Origin of the sequence: Streptomyces sp. Je 1-369, from assembly GCF_026810505.1 — a bacterium.
Classification (GTDB): domain Bacteria; phylum Actinomycetota; class Actinomycetes; order Streptomycetales; family Streptomycetaceae; genus Streptomyces.
Genome location: NZ_CP101750.1, coordinates 567,864 through 583,808 on the forward strand (window position 1 = coordinate 567,864; position 15,945 = coordinate 583,808).

Here is a 15,945-nt window from a genome sequence, read left to right on the forward strand (position 1 = left end):
GCGGGAGCGGTGGCGGGAGCCGTGGCCGTCGCGAGAGCCGTAGTCGTCGCGGGAACCGTGGTCCTCGCGGGAGCCGCCGCCGTCGCGGAAGCCGTCGCGTCAGAACAAGAAGTAGCGCTGCGCCAGCGGCAGCTCCGCGGCCGGTGACGGTTCCACCAGTTCTCCGTCGATCGTGACCGCGAAGCTGTCCGCCGCGACCTCGACCCGGGGCAGCGCGTCGTTCTCCCGCATGTCGGCCTTGCTGCGCCCCCGCGTGGAGCGGATCGCCGCGAACGGCTTGTCCAGGCCGAGGCGTTCGGGCAGGCCGTCGTCGAGGGCCGACTGCGTCACGAAGTTGACCGAGTTGAGGGCCGGGGCCCTGCCGTGTGCCCCGTACATGCGTCGGGGCAGGACCGGCTGCGGGGTCGGGATGGAGGCGTTCGCGTCGCCCATCTGCGCGTAGGCGATCTGGCCGCCCTTGAGGACGAGCTGCGGCTTGACGCCGAAGAACGCCGGTTCCCACAGGACGAGGTCGGCGAGTTTGCCGGGCTCGACCGAGCCGAGCTCGTGGTCGATGCCCTGGGCGACGGCCGCGTTGATCGTGTATTTGGCGACATAGCGACGTGCGCGGCGGTTGTCGGCGCGGGTGTCCCCCGGCAGGAATCCGCGGCGTCGCTTCATCACGTGCGCGGTCTGCCACGTACGCATGATCACTTCACCGATGCGCCCCATGGCCTGGGAGTCCGACGACATGATCGAGATGGCGCCGAGGTCGTGGAGGATGTCCTCCGCCCCGATCGTGGTGGGCCGGATGCGGGACTCGGCGAAGGCGAGGTCCTCGGGGACGGCCGGGTTGAGGTGGTGGCAGACCATCAGCATGTCGAGGTGTTCCTCGACGGTGTTGACGGTGTGCGGCCGGGTGGGGTTGGTGGAGCTCGGCAGCATGTTGGGCAGCGAGACCGCCGTGATCATGTCGGGGGCGTGCCCGCCGCCCGCGCCCTCGACGTGGAAGGCGTGGAGCGTGCGCCCCGCGACGGCGTCGAAGGTGGCGTCGATGAAGCCCGCCTCGTTCAACGTGTCGGTGTGGACGGCGAGCTGGGCGCCGGTCTCCTCGCAGACGTTCAGGCAGGCGTCGATGGTGGCGGGCGTCGCGCCCCAGTCCTCGTGGATCTTGAAGCTGACGGCGCCGGCGCGGAGCTGGGCATGCATCGACTCGGCGTTGACCGTGTTGCCCTTGCCCAGGAAGCCGATGTTGACCGGGCTGGACTCCAGCGCCGCGAACATCCGGGACAGGTGCCAGGCGCCGGGCGTGATGGTCGTCGCCTTGCTGCCCTCGGCGGGGCCCGTGCCGCCGCCGAAGAGCGTGGTGACACCGGAGGCCAGCGCCTCGTCGACGATGGTCGGCGAGATGAAGTGGATGTGGGTGTCGATGCCGCCCGCGGTGAGGATCTTGCCGTTGCCCGCGATGACCTCGGTCTCGGGGCCGATGACGAGATCGGGGTGGACGCCGTCCATGGTGTCCGGGTTGCCGGACTTGCCGATGCCGGTGACGCGGCCGTCGCGGATGCCTATGTCGGCCTTGACGATGCCCCAGTGGTCGATGACGACGGCGCCGGTGATGACGGTGTCGGGCGCGCCTTCGGCTCGGGTGGTGCGGGACTGGCCCATCGACTCGCGGATGACCTTGCCGCCGCCGAACACGGACTCGTCGCCGGATCGGCCGGGTCCGCCGGAGCGGTCCTCCTCGATCTCGATCAGGAGGTCGGTGTCGGCGAGCCGGATCCGGTCGCCGGTCGTGGGGCCGAACAGATCGGCGTAGGCGGCACGGGACAGTTCAGGCATCGAGGGCACCTCCGGTCTCGCCGCGCAGACCGGGCACGACACGCTTCCCGGCCAGCGGGACGAGTTCGACGTCGACGGGGATTCCGGGCTCGAAGCGCACGGCGGTTCCCGCGGCGATGTTCAGCCGCTTTCCGTGTGCGGCGCCGCGGTCGAAGTCAAGACCCGGGTTGGCCTCGGCGAAGTGGTAGTGGGAGCCGACCTGGACGGGCCGGTCGGCGGCGTTGAGGACGGTGAGGCGGGTGACCTCGCGGCCCTCGTTGTAGGGGACGGGCTCGTCAGCGAAGAGGATCTCTCCGGGGATCAGCCCTCGTCCCGTGCCGTGCGGAGCGGCATGCATGCGGCGCGAACTCCCGTCAGACGATCGGCTCGTGGACGGTGACGAGCTTGGTGCCGTCCGGGAAGGTGGCCTCGACCTGGACGTCGTGGATCATCTCGGCGATGCCCTCCATGACGTCGTCACGGGTGAGGATGCGGCGCCCCGAGGACATGAGCTCGGCGACGGTGCGGCCGTCGCGGGCGCCCTCGAGGATGTGGGAGGTGATGAGGGCGATCGACTCGGGGTGGTTCAGGAGCAGTCCCCGCGCCCTTCGCTTCTCGGCCACGTCCGCGGCCACATGAATGAGCAGTCTCTCCTGCTCGTGCGGGGTCAGTTGCACGGTTCCCACCTCACAGTCCTCGGTCCGAACCATGCGGGGTCCGGCTGCCGCGGCCACCGCGACGGATATAGATGTAACACACAGCGAACGTGCGCGATCTTGCGCACCCTGGATAGAAAAACCGCTGGTGGCGTGGCACGGGAGGGTAGTTGGGAGGAGTTTCAACGAGGTTAACCAGTCGTTGACCATCGCATGACGGTCTGCTGGGCTGCGCCATACCTGTCGATGCCCTGGGCAACTTTTCTACGCTGTGAGCGCAGCTCAAGGAGTACGTGGAACCGTTACGTCGCGCGGGGCCGCGGTGCCGGAGCGGGCGCCACGTCCATGTCGCGTTCGAACCGCGGTGTTCCGCCGCGATGCCGAACCGCGCGCGGCGGCTGTCGGAGGAGATGCTCGCGTTGCACACGGGGCGGAGCAAGGAGCAGATCGGCGCGGACATCGAGCGGGACAAGATCCTCGACGCCCCCGGCCGCCCTGGAGTACGGCCTCGTGGACCGGATCACTCCTAGGGCCTGCGTCGGGAGACGTCGCTCGCCGCCCGCGACCCGAGGTGATCCCGCCGATACCGCCGCCCGAACCGCCGCCACTGCCCGCGCCGACCCGCGCCGAGGGAGAACTGGTCGACCGTTACCTCGAGGTCGTCGACCTGCTCGGCCGGATCAATCCGGCCCGCGCCGAGCACACCTACGGCGGGCTGCGCGCCGCCCAGGCCCTCGTCGGCCGGGCGGGTGCCCTGCGCGACGCGCCGGCCCTCATGCACCAGCTGGGCGAGAGTGAAGTGCACGCGCCGACGCTCGCCCGGGCGCTGCGCGTCCTCGACGGGGAGCGCCGGGCCGAAGGAGTCACCGTGCCGCCCCCGCGCGGCGGCTGAGACACCGTCGGCCGACCGCGTCCTTCGACACCCCGACGTCCGGGGCCACTTCGAAACGGACCAGTCGGGCTACCCCGGACGGCGTACGAACAGGTCCTTCTTCGCAGGGGTGCAAGTTGCGTTCTGCGAGTACAGCACTGGCGGAATTAGGTATTCCGCTGCTGGTCGAGCGGTCGTCGGACCACCCGGCCGGGGACCGATTCCGGCAGTGTCCACCTGAACAGGTCAGTCGTGAGGAGCCTCACAAAACGCCGTTTCGGCTCGGTTTTTCGACCCATCTCGGGTCAAGATCCCTTCCGACGACAAGCCCCCGCCACAACGGCGGGGCGGTCCGGGCGGACGCCGAGTCCTGCCGCCACCCGGATGACCGGTCGACATCTGTGCAACGGCAGGAGTGGAGGACCCAGGTACGACGGGCCCGTCCGGGAAGTCCGGACGACGCCCTTGGGGTGAAGCCGCAGAGCACGACGCGGCCGGGCATCTTCGCCTGCCCGAACCCGACAGGTCATCTTTCACAGGCGGCTGACGAAGGGTTGCGCATGACCGCGCTGAATCATGTTCCGTCGCTGCTCACCAGGACCGGTGCCGCATCGGTCCTCACGCTCGCCGTCGTAGGCGGCACCGTCGTGGCCCCCGGGCTCACGTCGGAGGCCCAGGCAGCCACCCACGGGACGAAGGCGCTCAAGATCGCGGCGTCCAAGAAGGGCTCCCCGTACGGCTACGGCTCGGCGGGACCCAACCGGTTCGACTGCTCGGGGCTGACGCTCTACTCGTTCAAGAAGACGGGCAAGAAGCTGCCGCGCACCGCCGCCGCGCAGTACAACAAGACCAAGCACGTCTCCCGGTCCAAGCGGACCCGCGGCGACCTGGTGTTCTTCCACTCCGGTCGGAACGTCTACCACGTCGGGATCTACGCGGGTAACAACCGCATCTGGCACGCTCCCAAGAGGGGGGCCGTGGTGCGCCTGGAGAAGATCTGGTCCAACAGCGTCTGGTACGGCAGGGTCCGCTGACCCACCGCGGCCGGTCCGGCGCGCGCCACGCACCGTCAGGTGCCGGTGCGTGGAGTGCGCCGACGGGGATACCCGTACGGGATGTCCGACGACTATGCCTGTACCGCCCGCAACGAAACACCGCTGGAGCGCGCCGACCGCAACTTCGCGGAGCTGCTCCAGGAGCTGAGGGTGACGCAGACGGGCGTTCAGATCCTCTTCGCCTTTCTGCTCACCCTCGCCTTCAGCCCGCGCTTTCCCTCGCTGGACGCGGTGCAGCGCGGCACCTACGTCACGACGCTGCTGCTCGCGGTGCTCGCGGCGGCGCTGTTCACGGCGCCCGCCGCGCTGCACCGCTCGCTCTTCCAGCAGCGGGCCAAGCCGCTCATCGTGCGGGTGTCGTCCCGGCTCGCCGCCGTCGGGCTCGGCGTGCTGGTCCTGACACTCGCCGGTTCGGTGCTGCTCGTCGTCGATGTGACGTCAGGGCGGACCGAGGGACTCCTCGCGGGCGTGTGGACGCTGCTGGTGTGCGTCGGGCTGTGGGGCGTACTGCCACGGCTCGCGCGACGTCCCCTGGCGCGCGTCGAGGCCGCACTCGTTGAGGAGCCGGACGCCCGGCCGTCGGGGGCCCGCGGCGGAGCTCCGCGCCCGATGCGCAGGGAGCGGTGCCGGTAGCGCGCGACGCTGCGCGGCGGCCGTCCCACGGTCAGTGGGTGGCCGGTCAGTGGGTGGCGTCGCGAGGGGTGCGCCGGACCGGGGCACGCCAGGGCAGCGCGATCCACACGGTCTTGCCTCCCTCGTCGGTGGGGCTGACCGAGAGCCTGCCGCCGCATTCGGCGGCCAGCCAGCGAATGATCACCATGCCGCGGCCGTTGTCCTGCTGGACGGCTGCGGGGAGGCGCTTGGGGTAGCGCGGATGGCTGTCGGTGACGCCGATCCGCAAGTGCTCGTCACGGTCGAGTTCGACGTCGACCGTGAAGGTGGGCGACTGTCCCAGGGTGTGCTGCACTGCGTTCGTGGCGAGTTCCGAGACGATGAGTCTGATCGTGTCGGCCACCTCGGCGTCACCGGGCAGGCCCCATTCCGCGAGCACGCGCGAGACGTACTTCCGGGCGGCGGGCACCGAAGCAGGATCGCTCGGCAGGGTGACGGAGGCTTCCTGGTGGTCTGCCATGGCGGCGCTGTCCCTTTCCCACCGGGACCGGTCTCCGACCCGCGGCGGATGACTCGAGGACAGTCCCGGACTGGTGCTTCGCGCCAGCCTGCCACTCCTTGGCCGGTCACGGGTGGCGATCCACCGAGATGTGCATATATCTGTCGCTCGAAGCGGTGAACTCTGCTACGGCAGACCGTATTTGGGCGGGAGACCGGTACTTCCTCTAATCTCGCCTACTGCCCCGCCCCGCCGCTGGGAAATCCGGCGGCTCCGTCCGGAAGGAGACGGGCATGCAGTACGGCCCCGCGGTGCGCCGTCGTCAGCTCGGTGCCGAACTGCGCGCACTGCGTGTGCAAGCGGGACTCACGAGCAGCCAGGCCGCCGCTCGGGCCGGCTGGCACCAGTCCAAAGTGAGTCGCATCGAGACGGGCCGCAGCGGCGTGAAGGCCGCCGACGTGCGACTACTCCTGGAGGTGTACCAGGTACAGGACCCGCAGCTCAGCGACCTGCTCATAGCGTTCACCGGCGCCGACGACCCGGGGGCGGGGCGCCACCACTGGTGGAAGGCGTACCGCGATCTGCTGCCCGCGACCTATCGGGATTTCATCAGCCTGGAGTCGCAGGCCAGTTGGATGCGCACGCTCGAGACCACCGTGGTGCCCGGCCTGTTGCAGACACCCGCGTACGCGCGTGCGGTGACCCGGGCCGCGCTCGGCGGGCTGCCGGAGAAGCAGGTCGACGCGCTGGTCGAGGTCCGGCTCGCCCGTCAGGACGTGCTGCGCGCGGATCCGCCGCTGCGTCTGCACGTGGTCATGGACGAGGCGGTGCTGCGACGGCCGGTGGGCGGGCCTGAGGTCCTCGCCGAACAGTTGCAACGGCTACGACAGGCATCCCTTCTGCCTCATGTCGAGCTACAGGTACTGCCGTTCACCGCAGGTGAGCATGTGGGCCTGATCGGTTCTTTCGTTATTTTTTCATTTCCGGACATTGCCGATCTGGATGTGGTTGTTCTCGACCATTTGACGAGTAGCCTCTACCTCGAACGGAAAGAAGACCTCCAGGCTTACTCGGAGGCCTACTTGTCCCTTCAAGTAAAAGCGCTCTCAGCCGAGGACTCAACGGAATTCATCGCCGGGCTATGCGACGGCGCGTAAGGAGGCACCATGACCGCACTGCCTCGGTACGTACCTTCCAGCACGACACTTCGAGGTGCGCGGTGGCAGCGCAGCAGTTTCAGCAACGGAATGAACAACTGCGTCGAGGCCGCCACCCTCGACTCGGGTCCGCTGACCGGCCTGTGCGCCGTGCGTGACTCGAAGAACACGGCAGGGCCCGCCCTGCTCATCTCCCCCGGCCCCTGGGAGTCGTTCCTCAACAGCCTCCGGTAGGCGTTTCCCGGCCCCGGGCGGGGCCCGGCACGCTATCGGTGCGCACTGCGGCTGATCAACCGTACGGCACCGGCGATCTGTGCGTCGGTGAGGTCCGCGCGGGCGGTCAGCCGCAGCCTCGAGATACCGTCCGGCACCGACGGCGGCCTGAAGCACCCCACGGCCAGGCCCGCTGCCCGGCAGTCCGCCGCCCACTGGACGGCCCGCTCCGCGGACGGCGCGCGCACGGAGACGACGGCGGCGTCGGGACGAACCGCCGAGAGCCCCTCGGCCGTGAGCCGCCGATGCAGCTCGGCCGCCACCTCACGGGCCCGCGCGGCACGTTCGGGCTCACGGCGCAGCAGGCGCAGGGCGGCGAGCGCGGCACCGGCCGCGGCGGGCGCCAGACCCGTGTCGAAGATGAAGGTGCGGGCCGCGTTCACCAGGTGCTCGATGACACCGGCGGGGCCCAGCACGGCGCCGCCCTGGCTGCCGAGGGACTTGGAGAGCGTGAGGGTGGCCACCACGTCGTCCGCTCCCGCGAGCCCCGCGGCGTGCGGCGCGCCACGGCCGCCGTCACCGAGCACGCCGAGACCGTGGGCGTCGTCGACGATGAGCCCCGCCCCGAACTCCCGGCAGGCGGCGGCCGATGCGGCGAGCGGCGCCATGTCGCCGTCCACCGAGAACACCGAGTCGGACACCAGGACGGCGGGCCCGTCGTGGGCGTCCAGCGTCTTGCGCACCGCGTCGGGATCGGCGTGCGGCACCACCTGGGTCGTCCCGCGCGCGAGCCGGCATCCGTCGATCAGGGACGCGTGGTTGCCCGCGTCGGAGACGATCAGCGTGCCGTGCGGGGCGAGCGCGGTGACGGCGGCGAGGTTCGCCGCGTAGCCGGAGGAGAAGACGAGGGCCGCCTCGAAGCCGCAGAACCCGGCGAGCTCCCGCTCCAGTTCGGCGTGCAGCTCCGTGGAGCCGGTGACGAGCCGCGAGCCGGTCGCTCCGCCGCCCCAGCGCCGGGCCGCGGCGGCCGCGCCCTCGACGACCTCGGGGTGCCGGGTCAGGCCGAGGTAGTCGTTGCCCGCCAGGTCGAGGAGCCCGTCGGGGTCCGCGGGGCGCGGGCGCAGGGTGCGGACGAGTCCGGCGTCCGCGCGCAGCCGCGCCTGTTCGCCGAGCCAGCCGAACGCCGCGCGCGACGCCGTGCTCGAAGTCTCGATCGAAGTCGCGTGCGACGTCACGTCCGGCGCTGTTCCCAGCGCTGCGCCCGGCGCTGAGGACGCGCCCGTCAGGGGGTGCCTGTTTGTAGACATTGCACAGACCCTAGCGGCCGGACCACCTGGCCAGGGTGTGGCAATACCCACACCTCAAACCGTTTCTGTTGTGCGAACTCTCCTTGGCCGGGGAGGCTGCCGTACGTAAGGATCAGCGCCATGGACCTGCTGAACACGCTGGTGGACAAGGGGCTTCGGCGCGAGCTGCCGACCCGTGAAGAGGCGCTGGCCGTACTGGCCACCTCCGACGACGATCTCCTGGACGTAGTGGCCGCCGCCGGGAAGGTGCGGCGGCACTGGTTCGGGCGACGGGTGAAACTCAACTATCTGGTCAACCTCAAGTCGGGCCTGTGCCCGGAGGACTGCTCGTACTGTTCGCAGCGCCTCGGCTCCAAGGCCGAGATCCTCAAGTACACCTGGCTGAAGCCCGACGAGGCCTCGCAGGCCGCCGCGGCCGGGGTCGCGGGCGGCGCGAAGCGGGTGTGCCTGGTCGCGAGCGGGCGCGGCCCGACCGACCGTGACGTGGACCGGGTGGCGCAGACCATCGCGGCGGTGAAGGAGCAGAACGAGGGCGTCGAGGTGTGCGCCTGCCTCGGTCTCCTCTCCGACGGACAGGCGGAGCGTCTGCGGGGCGCGGGCGCGGACGCGTACAACCACAACCTCAACACGTCGGAAGCGACGTACGCGGACATCACCAAGACGCACACCTACGCCGACCGCGTCGACACCGTCCAGAAGGCGCACGCGGCGGGCCTGTCCGCCTGCTCGGGCCTGATCGCCGGCATGGGCGAGAAGGACGAGGACCTCGTCGACGTCGTCTTCTCGCTGCGGGAACTCGACGCGGACTCGGTGCCGGTCAACTTCCTGATCCCCTTCGAGGGCACGCCGCTGGCCAAGGAGTGGAACCTCACGCCTCAGCGCTGCCTGCGCATTCTCGCGATGGCCCGCTTCGTCTGCCCGGACATCGAGGTGCGCATCGCCGGTGGGCGCGAGGTGCATCTGCGTTCCCTGCAGCCGCTCGCCCTGAACATCGCCAACTCGATCTTCCTGGGCGACTACCTGACCAGCGAGGGCCAGGCGGGCAAGGACGACCTCGCGATGATCGCGGACGCGGGCTTCGAGGTCGAGGGCACGGACCAGGTGACGCTGCCGCAACACCGCTTCGACGCGGCAGCGGCTGCCCAGGTGGCGGGCTGCGGCTCGCACGGGGACGGTGGGTGCGGTGCGCACGAGGGCGGTGGGTGCGGGCCCTGCGGGTCCGCCGAGCCTGGCGCGGAACCGGTGGCCGAGGCCGTGGCGGAGCGCAACGAGGCGCGCACGGACCTGGTGGCGGTACGCCGCCGGGGCGCGGGAACGGATCTGGCGCCCAATGCCTGACTCGTCCACGGCGGACCTGCTCACGCTCGACCGGCAGCACGTCTGGCACCCCTACGGGCCGATGCCGGGCCGCCAGGAACCCCTGGTCGTCGAGTCGGCGAGCGGTGTCCGGATGCGTCTGGCGGGCGGCACCGAGCTGGTCGACGGCATGTCGTCCTGGTGGTCGGCGATCCACGGCTACAACCACCCGGTCCTCAACGAGGCGGTGCGCGGCCAGCTGGACCGCATGAGCCACGTGATGTTCGGCGGGCTCACGCACGAACCCGCCGTCTCCCTCGCCAGGCGTCTCGTCGACATCACGCCCGACGGTCTGGAGCACGTCTTCCTCTCCGACTCGGGTTCCGTCTCGGTCGAGGTCGCCGTCAAGATGTGCCTCCAGCACTGGCGCTCGCTCGGCCGCCCGGAGAAGCAGCGGATGCTCACGTGGCGGGGCGGTTATCACGGCGACACCTGGCAGCCGATGGCCGTGTGCGACCCCGAGGGGGGCATGCACGAGCTGTGGCAGGGCGTGCTGCCGCAGCAGGTGTTCGCGGACGCGCCGCCGAGCGGGTTCGACGCGTACGAGGAGTCGTACGCCGAGCACCTCCACGAGCTGATCGGGCGGCACGCAGGTGAGCTCGCCGGGGTGATCGTCGAGCCGGTGGTGCAGGGCGCGGGCGGCATGCGCTTCCACTCCCCCGGCTACCTTCGCGCGCTGCGGGAGGCGTGCGACGCCCATGACGTCCTGCTGGTGTTCGACGAGATCGCGACGGGCTTCGGCCGCACGGGTGCGCTGTTCGCCGCCGACCACGCGGGTGTCGCGCCCGATGTGATGTGCATCGGCAAGGCGCTGACCGGCGGTTATCTGTCGATGGCCGCGACGCTGTGCACGTCCCGGGTCGCCGACGGGATCTCGCGGGGCGAGGTGCCGGTCCTGGCGCACGGCCCGACGTTCATGGGCAACCCCCTGGCGGCCGCGGTGGCCGGGGCATCGATCGACCTGCTGCTCGGGCAGGACTGGCACACCGAGGTCAAGCGGATCGAGACGGGCCTGCGGGAGGGCCTGGCCGAGGCGGCCGCGCTTCCCTCGGTACGGGAGGTCCGGGTCCTCGGGGCGATCGGCGTCGTCCAGCTGGACCACCCGGTCGACATGGAGGCGGCGACTCGGGCGGCGGTGCGCGAAGGCGTGTGGTTGCGGCCGTTCCGCGACCTCATCTACACGATGCCGCCGTTCATCACGGGCGACGACGACGTGGCACGGATCGCGCGCGCGGTGTGCGCGGCGGCGAAGGAGGGCTGACGTGACGGTGATCGTGGTGTCCGGCACGGGCACGGAGATCGGCAAGACCGTGACGACGGCCGCGGTGGCCGCCGTCGCCCGCGCGGCGGGGCGCAGCGTCGCGGTGCTCAAACCGGCGCAGACCGGGGTCGCTCCCGGTGAGCCGGGCGATGCCCAGGAGGTGCTGAGGCTCGCGGGCGACGACATCACCACGCGTGAACTCGCCCGCTATCCGGAGCCGTTGGCGCCGGATGTGGCGGCGCGGCGGTCCGGACGTGTCCAGGTCCACCCGCAGGAGGTTGCCGACGCGGCGGCGAAGCTCGCGACCGAGCACGACCTGGTCCTGGTCGAGGGCGCGGGCGGTCTGCTCGTACGTCTCGACGACGAGGGCGGCACCCTCGCGGACGCCGCCCGGCTCCTCGGTGCGCCGGTGCTTGTCGTGGTGTCGGCGGGCCTCGGCTCGCTCAACACGACGCGGCTGACGGCGGAGGCGCTGCGGGCGCGCGGCGTACGCCAGCTGGGTCCGCTGGTCGGCAGCTGGCCGGCCGCCCCCGACCTGGCGTCCCGCTGCAACCTCGCGGACCTGCCGAAGGACGCGGGCGCACCGCTGCTCGGTGCGATCCCCGAGGGGGCCGGGGCGCTCGGTGGCGCGGACTTCCGCGCCGCCGCCGCGAGTTGGCTGGGCCCTGAGCTCGGCGGCACGTGGGACGGGGTGTCGTTCGCCGAGCGGGAGGCGCCTGCGCCACTGGCGCACTGATGCGGTGAGCGGGCGGGCGGGGGACTCCTGGGATGCGATCGGCGTAACGCGTCCGCTGGGACGCGGTCGGCGAGACGCGTCCGCTCCTCGGGGTCGCCCGCCCGCCGCCGGGCGCCATGGCGGTAGCCCCTGGAGCCGCCGCCGAGGTCTGATGCGCGGCTCACAGACTCCACAAGCGCAGCTGGTCCGCGATGGCGTGGACGCTCGCGCCGTCCTCCTTCACCAGCCGGGCGAGGTCACGCACCTGCTCGGGCGAGGTGACGACCTTGAGGCCGCTGGAGACGAGGTAGGCGTAGGCGACGGAGGAGGCGAAGAGGGCGTTGGAGCGTTCGAGTGCCGGAATGTGGAGGAGGACCTGGAGGAGCGCCGCGGCGCGGTCGTGCGGGGTCTCGTAGACGGGCACGCCGAATATCTCCGCCTCGTGTCTGCTCACGGCGGCGACAAGGGCGCCCCAGTCGGTGACCTGGGGGTCTCCCGGCGTCTTGTGTTCGGCGATCATCAGGAGCCAGGCAAGGTCGATTCTGAGGTCCAACGGCTCAGCGACGACCTTCACGCAGCGGGCGGCTGCCCTCGCGTTCGACGCCGAACTCCTCGGCGAAGACGGACTCGTACTGCTTCATGAAGTCGGCGGCGGCCTCGACGAAGGTGTGTCCCACTTCGCCGGAGTCCTGTTTGACCAGTTCCTCTATGTAGCGGTTCACGCTCATGCCTCGGGCCAGGGCGCGCTCCCGCGCGGCCCGGGCGGTGTCCTCGTCCACCCGCACGTTCAGCTGAGTCTTCGCCATACCGTCAAGCTAGCGCCAGGGCGCTAGCACGACAAGACCGCAAGGACCTTGTCCCTTACATACGTCCGGGGGCCCGACCTCGGAGGGATACCGGACACCCGGGCAGCCCCACTACTCTCAGCGGCTATACGGGAGTTGGTACGGCCACAACCCAGGAGGCCGCCTTGTCCACACCTGCTTCGGCACCGCTCACGGACCGTTCGGAGCCCGCCGGGATCGCCGCCCGCGCCCGCGGCCTCACCAAGGCGTACGGCTCGGGCGAGACGACCGTGCTCGCCCTCGACTCGGTCGACGTGGACATCACGCGCGGGCGCTTCACGGCCGTCATGGGGCCTTCCGGCTCGGGCAAGTCCACCCTGATGCACTGCCTGGCCGGGCTCGACAGCGTGTCCGCGGGTCAGGTGTGGCTCGGCGACACGGAGATCACGGGCCTCAAGGAGCGCGAGCTGACCCGGCTGCGGCGCGACCGCATCGGCTTCATGTTCCAGTCCTTCAACCTCATCCCCACGCTCAACGCGCTGGAGAACATGACGCTCCCGATGGACATCGCGGGGCAGCGGCCCGACCGCGACTGGCTGGAGCACGTCATCGACACGCTGGGGCTGCGGGACCGGCTGAAGCACCGGCCCGCACAGCTCTCCGGCGGCCAGCAGCAGCGGGTGGCCTGTGCGCGGGCCCTCGCCGCGAAGCCCGAGCTGATCTTCGCCGACGAACCGACGGGCAACCTGGACTCGCGGGCCGGGCTCGAAGTCCTCGGCTTCCTGCGGGACGCGGTGGACCGGCTCGGCCAGACCGTGGTGATGGTGACCCACGACCCGAGCGCGGCCGGCCACTCCGACCTGGTCCTCTTCCTGGGCGACGGGCGCATCGTGGACGAGATGGCACGGCCGACGGCGGAGGCGGTCCTGGAGCGCTTGAAACGGTTCGACGCGTCGCACGCGACGCCGCCGGGCACGCCCGGCCCGGCCGAAGCACCGGGTACGCACGACGACCGACCGTCCGAGCAGAGCTGAGCAGGAGGCCCCGGTGCTGAAGGCGACGCTCAGGAGCTTCCTCGCGCACAAGGGCAGGCTGGCCCTCTCCGCGCTGGCCGTGATCCTCTCGGTCGCGTTCGTCGCGGGCAGTCTGATCTTCTCGGACACGGTCACCCGCACCTTCGACCGCCTCTTCGCCTCCACGTCGGCCGATGTGACCGTGGAGCCGAAGGAGGACCTCGACGAGGCGGTGCCGTCCGGTCGGACGCCAACGCTGTCCGCGAGCCTCAAGGAGCGGGTGGCCGGGGTCTCCGGAGTCGCGGACGCGCACATCGACGTGTCCGTCGACAACATCACCATCGTCGACCGCGACAACGAATCCGTGGGCCCCACGACGGGCGCCCCCACGGTCGCCACGGACTGGCACCCCACCGACCGCAGCCCCGTGGAGCTCACCTCGGGCCACGCACCGCGCGGCGACGGCCAGGCGATCATCGACGCGGACACGGCCGACAAGAAGGACGTGGAGATCGGGGACACCCTCACCGTCCTCGCCCGCCCCGGCTCGTTCAAGGTCGAGGTCGTCGGCATCGCCACCTTCACCACCACGAACCCCGGGGCCGCACTCATCTTCCTGGACACCGCGAGCGCCCAGCGCGAGCTCCTCGGTTCGGCGAAGGCGGCGACGAGCATCTCCGTGACCGCCGACGACGGGGTGAGCGACACCGCGCTCAAGCGCCGTGTCGGCGCCGAACTGGGCTCCGGCTACGACCTGGAGACCGCCGACGAACAGGCCGATTCCGCGGCGTCCGAGCTCGGCGGGTTCCTCGACGTCATCAAGTACGTGATGCTCGGCTTCGCCGGTGTCGCCGTCCTCGTCGGCGTCTTCCTGATCGTCAACACCTTCTCGATGCTCATCGCGCAGCGCACCCGCGAACTGGGGCTGCTGCGCGCGCTCGGCGCCGACCGCAGGCAGGTGCGCCGTTCCGTGCTCGTCGAGGCGCTGCTGCTCGGCCTCGTCGGCTCGACGCTGGGGCTCGCCGCGGGCATAGGTCTCGCCCTCGGCCTGATCGAGCTGATGGGCCTGCTCGGGATGAACCTGAAGTCCACGGAGATGGTCATCGGCTGGGCGACGCCGGTCGTCTCGTACGTCGTCGGGGTCGGCGTCACGTTCGTCGCGGCGTACCTCCCCGCCCGGCGGGCCGCGCACGTCTCGCCGATGGCCGCGCTCGCGGACGCCGAGATCGCCGGTGTGGGGCGGCCGTTGAAGGTGCGGGCGGCCGCCGGAACGCTCGTCGGGGCCGTCGGTGCCGCCGCGCTCGTGGGGTGCGCCACCGCGGAGAAGACGTCGTCCGCGGCGTCGCTGCTCGGCCTGGGCATCGTGCTGACCCTGATCGCCACGGTCATCGCGGGGCCGCTCCTGGTGCGGCCGGTCATCCGGGTCCTCGGAGGCGCCTTCCCCGCGGTCTTCGGCTCCGTCGGCCGGATGAGCCAGCGCAACGCACTGCGCAACCCGCGCCGCACGGGCGCCACGGCGGCCGCGCTGATGGTCGGGCTCGCGCTGGTCGGCGGCCTGTCGGTGGCCAGCGCCTCGATGACGAAGTCGTTCGACCGGCAGATCGACCGGACGCTCGGCGCGGACTTCGTCGTGCAGAACAGCAACTTCATGCCGTTCTCCTCGGAGATCACCGGGAAGGTCGAGGAGACGGACGGCGCGGGTCTCGTCGTACGCCAGCGCTTCACGCCCATCGAACTGGCGCTGCCCGACGGCAAGAACGTCGAGTCGACCGCCGCGGGCTACGATCCGCGGCTCGACGACGTCGCCAAGGTGACGTACGCGCAGGGCAGTTCACGGGCCGCGCTCGCCCCGGGCCGGATCGGCATGGACGTGGACTTCGCGGAGAAGCACGGGGTGCGCGTCGGTGACACGCTGCCGGCGACGTTCCCCGGCGGGCGCGGGACGAAGCTGACCGTGGGCGCGCTGACCGACCAGGACTCGCCCGAGGGCTTCGGCGTCGAGGGCGGGCTCTTCCTCGGGTTCGGCACGGTCGAGAAGTACGTGCCGGGCGGGCAGGACTCCGCGCTGTACGTCAACGCGGCGCCGGGCACGGACGCGGACACCCTGCGCGCGCACCTGGACAGGACCCTCGACCCCTATCCGCAGGTGCAGGTACGCGACCAGGCCGACTACAAGGAGCTGATCCGGCAGCAGATAGCCGTGATGCTCTACCTCGTCTACGCTCTCCTCGGCCTCGCGATCGTCATCGCGGTCCTCGGCGTCGTCAACACCCTCGCCCTGTCCGTCGTGGAACGCACCCGCGAGATCGGACTGCTCCGCGCCATCGGCCTCGGCCGCCGCCAGCTGCGGCGCATGATCCGCCTGGAGTCGGTGGTCATCGCGGTGTTCGGTGCGCTGCTCGGTCTCGCGCTCGGGATGGTGTGGGGCGTCGCCGTGCAGCAGGTGCTCGCGTTGCAGGGCATGAAGGAGCTGGCGTTCCCCTGGACGACGATCGTCGCGGTGGTGATCGGCTCGGTGGTCGTCGGCCTCGCGGCGGCGCTGCTTCCGGCGCTGCGCGCGTCGCGCATGAACGTGCTGGCGGCCATCGCGCACGAGTGAGGACCGACCGGTCGGGCTCTCGTCCACATCCTGAAAAGTCCGCGCG

Annotated in this window: 17 protein-coding genes, 1 pseudogene and 1 riboswitch; of the genes and pseudogenes, 11 read left to right on the plus strand and 7 right to left on the minus strand. The window is 71.0% G+C overall.

The features are described 5' to 3' along the window. Positions 1 to 99 precede the first annotated feature (99 nt). The 3 genes from NOO62_RS02595 to NOO62_RS02605 are packed head-to-tail and all read right to left on the minus strand — an operon-like array spanning position 100 to position 2,477. A complete protein-coding gene (locus NOO62_RS02595; protein WP_268769247.1) occupies positions 100 to 1,821 on the minus strand; it encodes an urease subunit alpha in 1,722 nt (573 codons plus the stop codon). Continuing rightward, complete coding sequence (locus tag NOO62_RS02600; RefSeq protein WP_150187984.1) at positions 1,814 to 2,125, minus strand: urease subunit beta; 312 nt, start codon at positions 2,123 to 2,125, stop codon at positions 1,814 to 1,816. Before NOO62_RS02600 ends, NOO62_RS02595 begins: the two co-directional genes overlap by 8 nt. Positions 2,126 to 2,174: 49 nt before the next feature. Next, positions 2,175 to 2,477, minus strand: coding sequence for an urease subunit gamma (locus NOO62_RS02605; protein ID WP_150175369.1), 303 nt, complete (start codon positions 2,475 to 2,477; stop codon positions 2,175 to 2,177). A 365-nt stretch (positions 2,478 to 2,842) separates the two neighbouring features. On the opposite strand from NOO62_RS02605, the pseudogene NOO62_RS02610 reads away from it, so the two are divergent. The 4 genes and pseudogenes from NOO62_RS02610 to NOO62_RS02625 form a co-directional block, all read left to right on the plus strand. Beyond that, positions 2,843 to 2,984, plus strand: a pseudogene (locus NOO62_RS02610) (ATP-dependent Clp protease proteolytic subunit); the annotation flags it as partial. Positions 2,985 to 3,027: 43 nt separating this feature from the next. Further along, positions 3,028 to 3,348 (plus strand): hypothetical protein, encoded by a 321-nt coding sequence (locus tag NOO62_RS02615; protein WP_414930758.1) that lies wholly within the window; start codon positions 3,028 to 3,030, stop codon positions 3,346 to 3,348. A 359-nt stretch (positions 3,349 to 3,707) separates the two neighbouring features. Beyond that, a riboswitch (cyclic di-AMP (ydaO/yuaA leader) is annotated at positions 3,708 to 3,884 on the plus strand. Positions 3,885 to 3,887: 3 nt separating this feature from the next. Continuing rightward, positions 3,888 to 4,361 (plus strand): C40 family peptidase, encoded by a 474-nt coding sequence (locus tag NOO62_RS02620; RefSeq protein ID WP_268769248.1) that lies wholly within the window; start codon positions 3,888 to 3,890, stop codon positions 4,359 to 4,361. A gap of 81 nt (positions 4,362 to 4,442) precedes the next feature. Further along, positions 4,443 to 5,015 carry a DUF6328 family protein gene (locus tag NOO62_RS02625; RefSeq protein ID WP_268769249.1) on the plus strand — a complete coding sequence of 191 codons (573 nt, stop codon included), beginning with the start codon at positions 4,443 to 4,445 and terminating at the stop codon, positions 5,013 to 5,015. 46 nt (positions 5,016 to 5,061) lie between these two features. Here NOO62_RS02625 and NOO62_RS02630 read toward each other — a convergent pair whose 3' ends face one another. Further along, positions 5,062 to 5,514: an ATP-binding protein gene (locus NOO62_RS02630; RefSeq protein ID WP_268769250.1), complete on the minus strand. Its 453-nt coding sequence runs from the start codon at positions 5,512 to 5,514 to the stop codon at positions 5,062 to 5,064. 272 nt (positions 5,515 to 5,786) lie between these two features. On the opposite strand from NOO62_RS02630, the gene NOO62_RS02635 reads away from it, so the two are divergent. Both NOO62_RS02635 and NOO62_RS02640 read left to right on the plus strand, forming a co-directional pair. After that, positions 5,787 to 6,650 carry a helix-turn-helix domain-containing protein gene (locus NOO62_RS02635; RefSeq protein ID WP_268769251.1) on the plus strand — a complete coding sequence of 288 codons (864 nt, stop codon included), beginning with the start codon at positions 5,787 to 5,789 and terminating at the stop codon, positions 6,648 to 6,650. Positions 6,651 to 6,659: 9 nt separating this feature from the next. After that, positions 6,660 to 6,884, plus strand: a complete 225-nt coding sequence (locus tag NOO62_RS02640) for a DUF397 domain-containing protein (RefSeq protein ID WP_268769252.1) — start codon at positions 6,660 to 6,662, stop codon at positions 6,882 to 6,884. A gap of 32 nt (positions 6,885 to 6,916) precedes the next feature. Here NOO62_RS02640 and NOO62_RS02645 read toward each other — a convergent pair whose 3' ends face one another. Then, positions 6,917 to 8,098 carry an 8-amino-7-oxononanoate synthase gene (locus NOO62_RS02645; protein ID WP_268769253.1) on the minus strand — a complete coding sequence of 394 codons (1,182 nt, stop codon included), beginning with the start codon at positions 8,096 to 8,098 and terminating at the stop codon, positions 6,917 to 6,919. A gap of 192 nt (positions 8,099 to 8,290) precedes the next feature. On the opposite strand from NOO62_RS02645, the gene bioB reads away from it, so the two are divergent. From bioB to bioD, 3 genes are read left to right on the plus strand one after another with little or no spacing between them, the layout of a single operon-like run. After that, the gene (gene bioB / locus NOO62_RS02650) at positions 8,291 to 9,508 is read left to right on the plus strand and encodes a biotin synthase BioB (RefSeq protein ID WP_268769254.1); all 1,218 of its coding nucleotides are present in this window, start codon (positions 8,291 to 8,293) and stop codon (positions 9,506 to 9,508) included. Further along, a complete protein-coding gene (locus NOO62_RS02655) occupies positions 9,501 to 10,787 on the plus strand; it encodes an adenosylmethionine--8-amino-7-oxononanoate transaminase (RefSeq protein ID WP_268769255.1) in 1,287 nt (428 codons plus the stop codon). The genes bioB and NOO62_RS02655 overlap by 8 nt, the downstream gene beginning before the upstream one ends. Before the next feature lies 1 nt (position 10,788). Next, a complete protein-coding gene (gene bioD / locus NOO62_RS02660; protein ID WP_268769256.1) occupies positions 10,789 to 11,523 on the plus strand; it encodes a dethiobiotin synthase in 735 nt (244 codons plus the stop codon). A 160-nt stretch (positions 11,524 to 11,683) separates the two neighbouring features. Here the strand turns inward: bioD and NOO62_RS02665 are convergent, their stop codons facing one another. Further along, entirely contained in the window at positions 11,684 to 12,055 is a 372-nt protein-coding gene (locus tag NOO62_RS02665; RefSeq protein ID WP_055699024.1) for a hypothetical protein, read from the minus strand. Positions 12,056 to 12,059: 4 nt separating this feature from the next. After that, complete coding sequence (locus NOO62_RS02670; RefSeq protein WP_268769257.1) at positions 12,060 to 12,308, minus strand: antitoxin; 249 nt, start codon at positions 12,306 to 12,308, stop codon at positions 12,060 to 12,062. A 164-nt stretch (positions 12,309 to 12,472) separates the two neighbouring features. On the opposite strand from NOO62_RS02670, the gene NOO62_RS02675 reads away from it, so the two are divergent. Further along, positions 12,473 to 13,321 carry an ABC transporter ATP-binding protein gene (locus NOO62_RS02675; protein WP_268769258.1) on the plus strand — a complete coding sequence of 283 codons (849 nt, stop codon included), beginning with the start codon at positions 12,473 to 12,475 and terminating at the stop codon, positions 13,319 to 13,321. 13 nt (positions 13,322 to 13,334) lie between these two features. Beyond that, positions 13,335 to 15,899 (plus strand): ABC transporter permease, encoded by a 2,565-nt coding sequence (locus tag NOO62_RS02680; RefSeq protein ID WP_268769259.1) that lies wholly within the window; start codon positions 13,335 to 13,337, stop codon positions 15,897 to 15,899. The last annotated feature ends 46 nt before the right edge of the window (positions 15,900 to 15,945 follow it).

What these genes read in the sequence shown, in the direction of transcription:
- NOO62_RS02630 (WP_268769250.1), bottom strand. Translation starts at nt 5,514, where the DNA reads ATGGCAGACCACCAGGAAGCCTCCGTCACCCTGCCGAGCGATCCTGCT.
- NOO62_RS02655 (WP_268769255.1), top strand. Translation starts at nt 9,501, where the DNA reads ATGCCTGACTCGTCCACGGCGGACCTGCTCACGCTCGACCGGCAGCAC.
- NOO62_RS02640 (WP_268769252.1), top strand. Translation starts at nt 6,660, where the DNA reads ATGACCGCACTGCCTCGGTACGTACCTTCCAGCACGACACTTCGAGGT.
- NOO62_RS02620 (WP_268769248.1), top strand. Translation starts at nt 3,888, where the DNA reads ATGACCGCGCTGAATCATGTTCCGTCGCTGCTCACCAGGACCGGTGCC.
- NOO62_RS02635 (WP_268769251.1), top strand. Translation starts at nt 5,787, where the DNA reads ATGCAGTACGGCCCCGCGGTGCGCCGTCGTCAGCTCGGTGCCGAACTG.
- bioB (WP_268769254.1), top strand. Translation starts at nt 8,291, where the DNA reads ATGGACCTGCTGAACACGCTGGTGGACAAGGGGCTTCGGCGCGAGCTG.
- NOO62_RS02625 (WP_268769249.1), top strand. Translation starts at nt 4,443, where the DNA reads ATGTCCGACGACTATGCCTGTACCGCCCGCAACGAAACACCGCTGGAG.
- NOO62_RS02595 (WP_268769247.1), bottom strand. Translation starts at nt 1,821, where the DNA reads ATGCCTGAACTGTCCCGTGCCGCCTACGCCGATCTGTTCGGCCCCACG.
- NOO62_RS02670 (WP_268769257.1), bottom strand. Translation starts at nt 12,308, where the DNA reads ATGGCGAAGACTCAGCTGAACGTGCGGGTGGACGAGGACACCGCCCGG.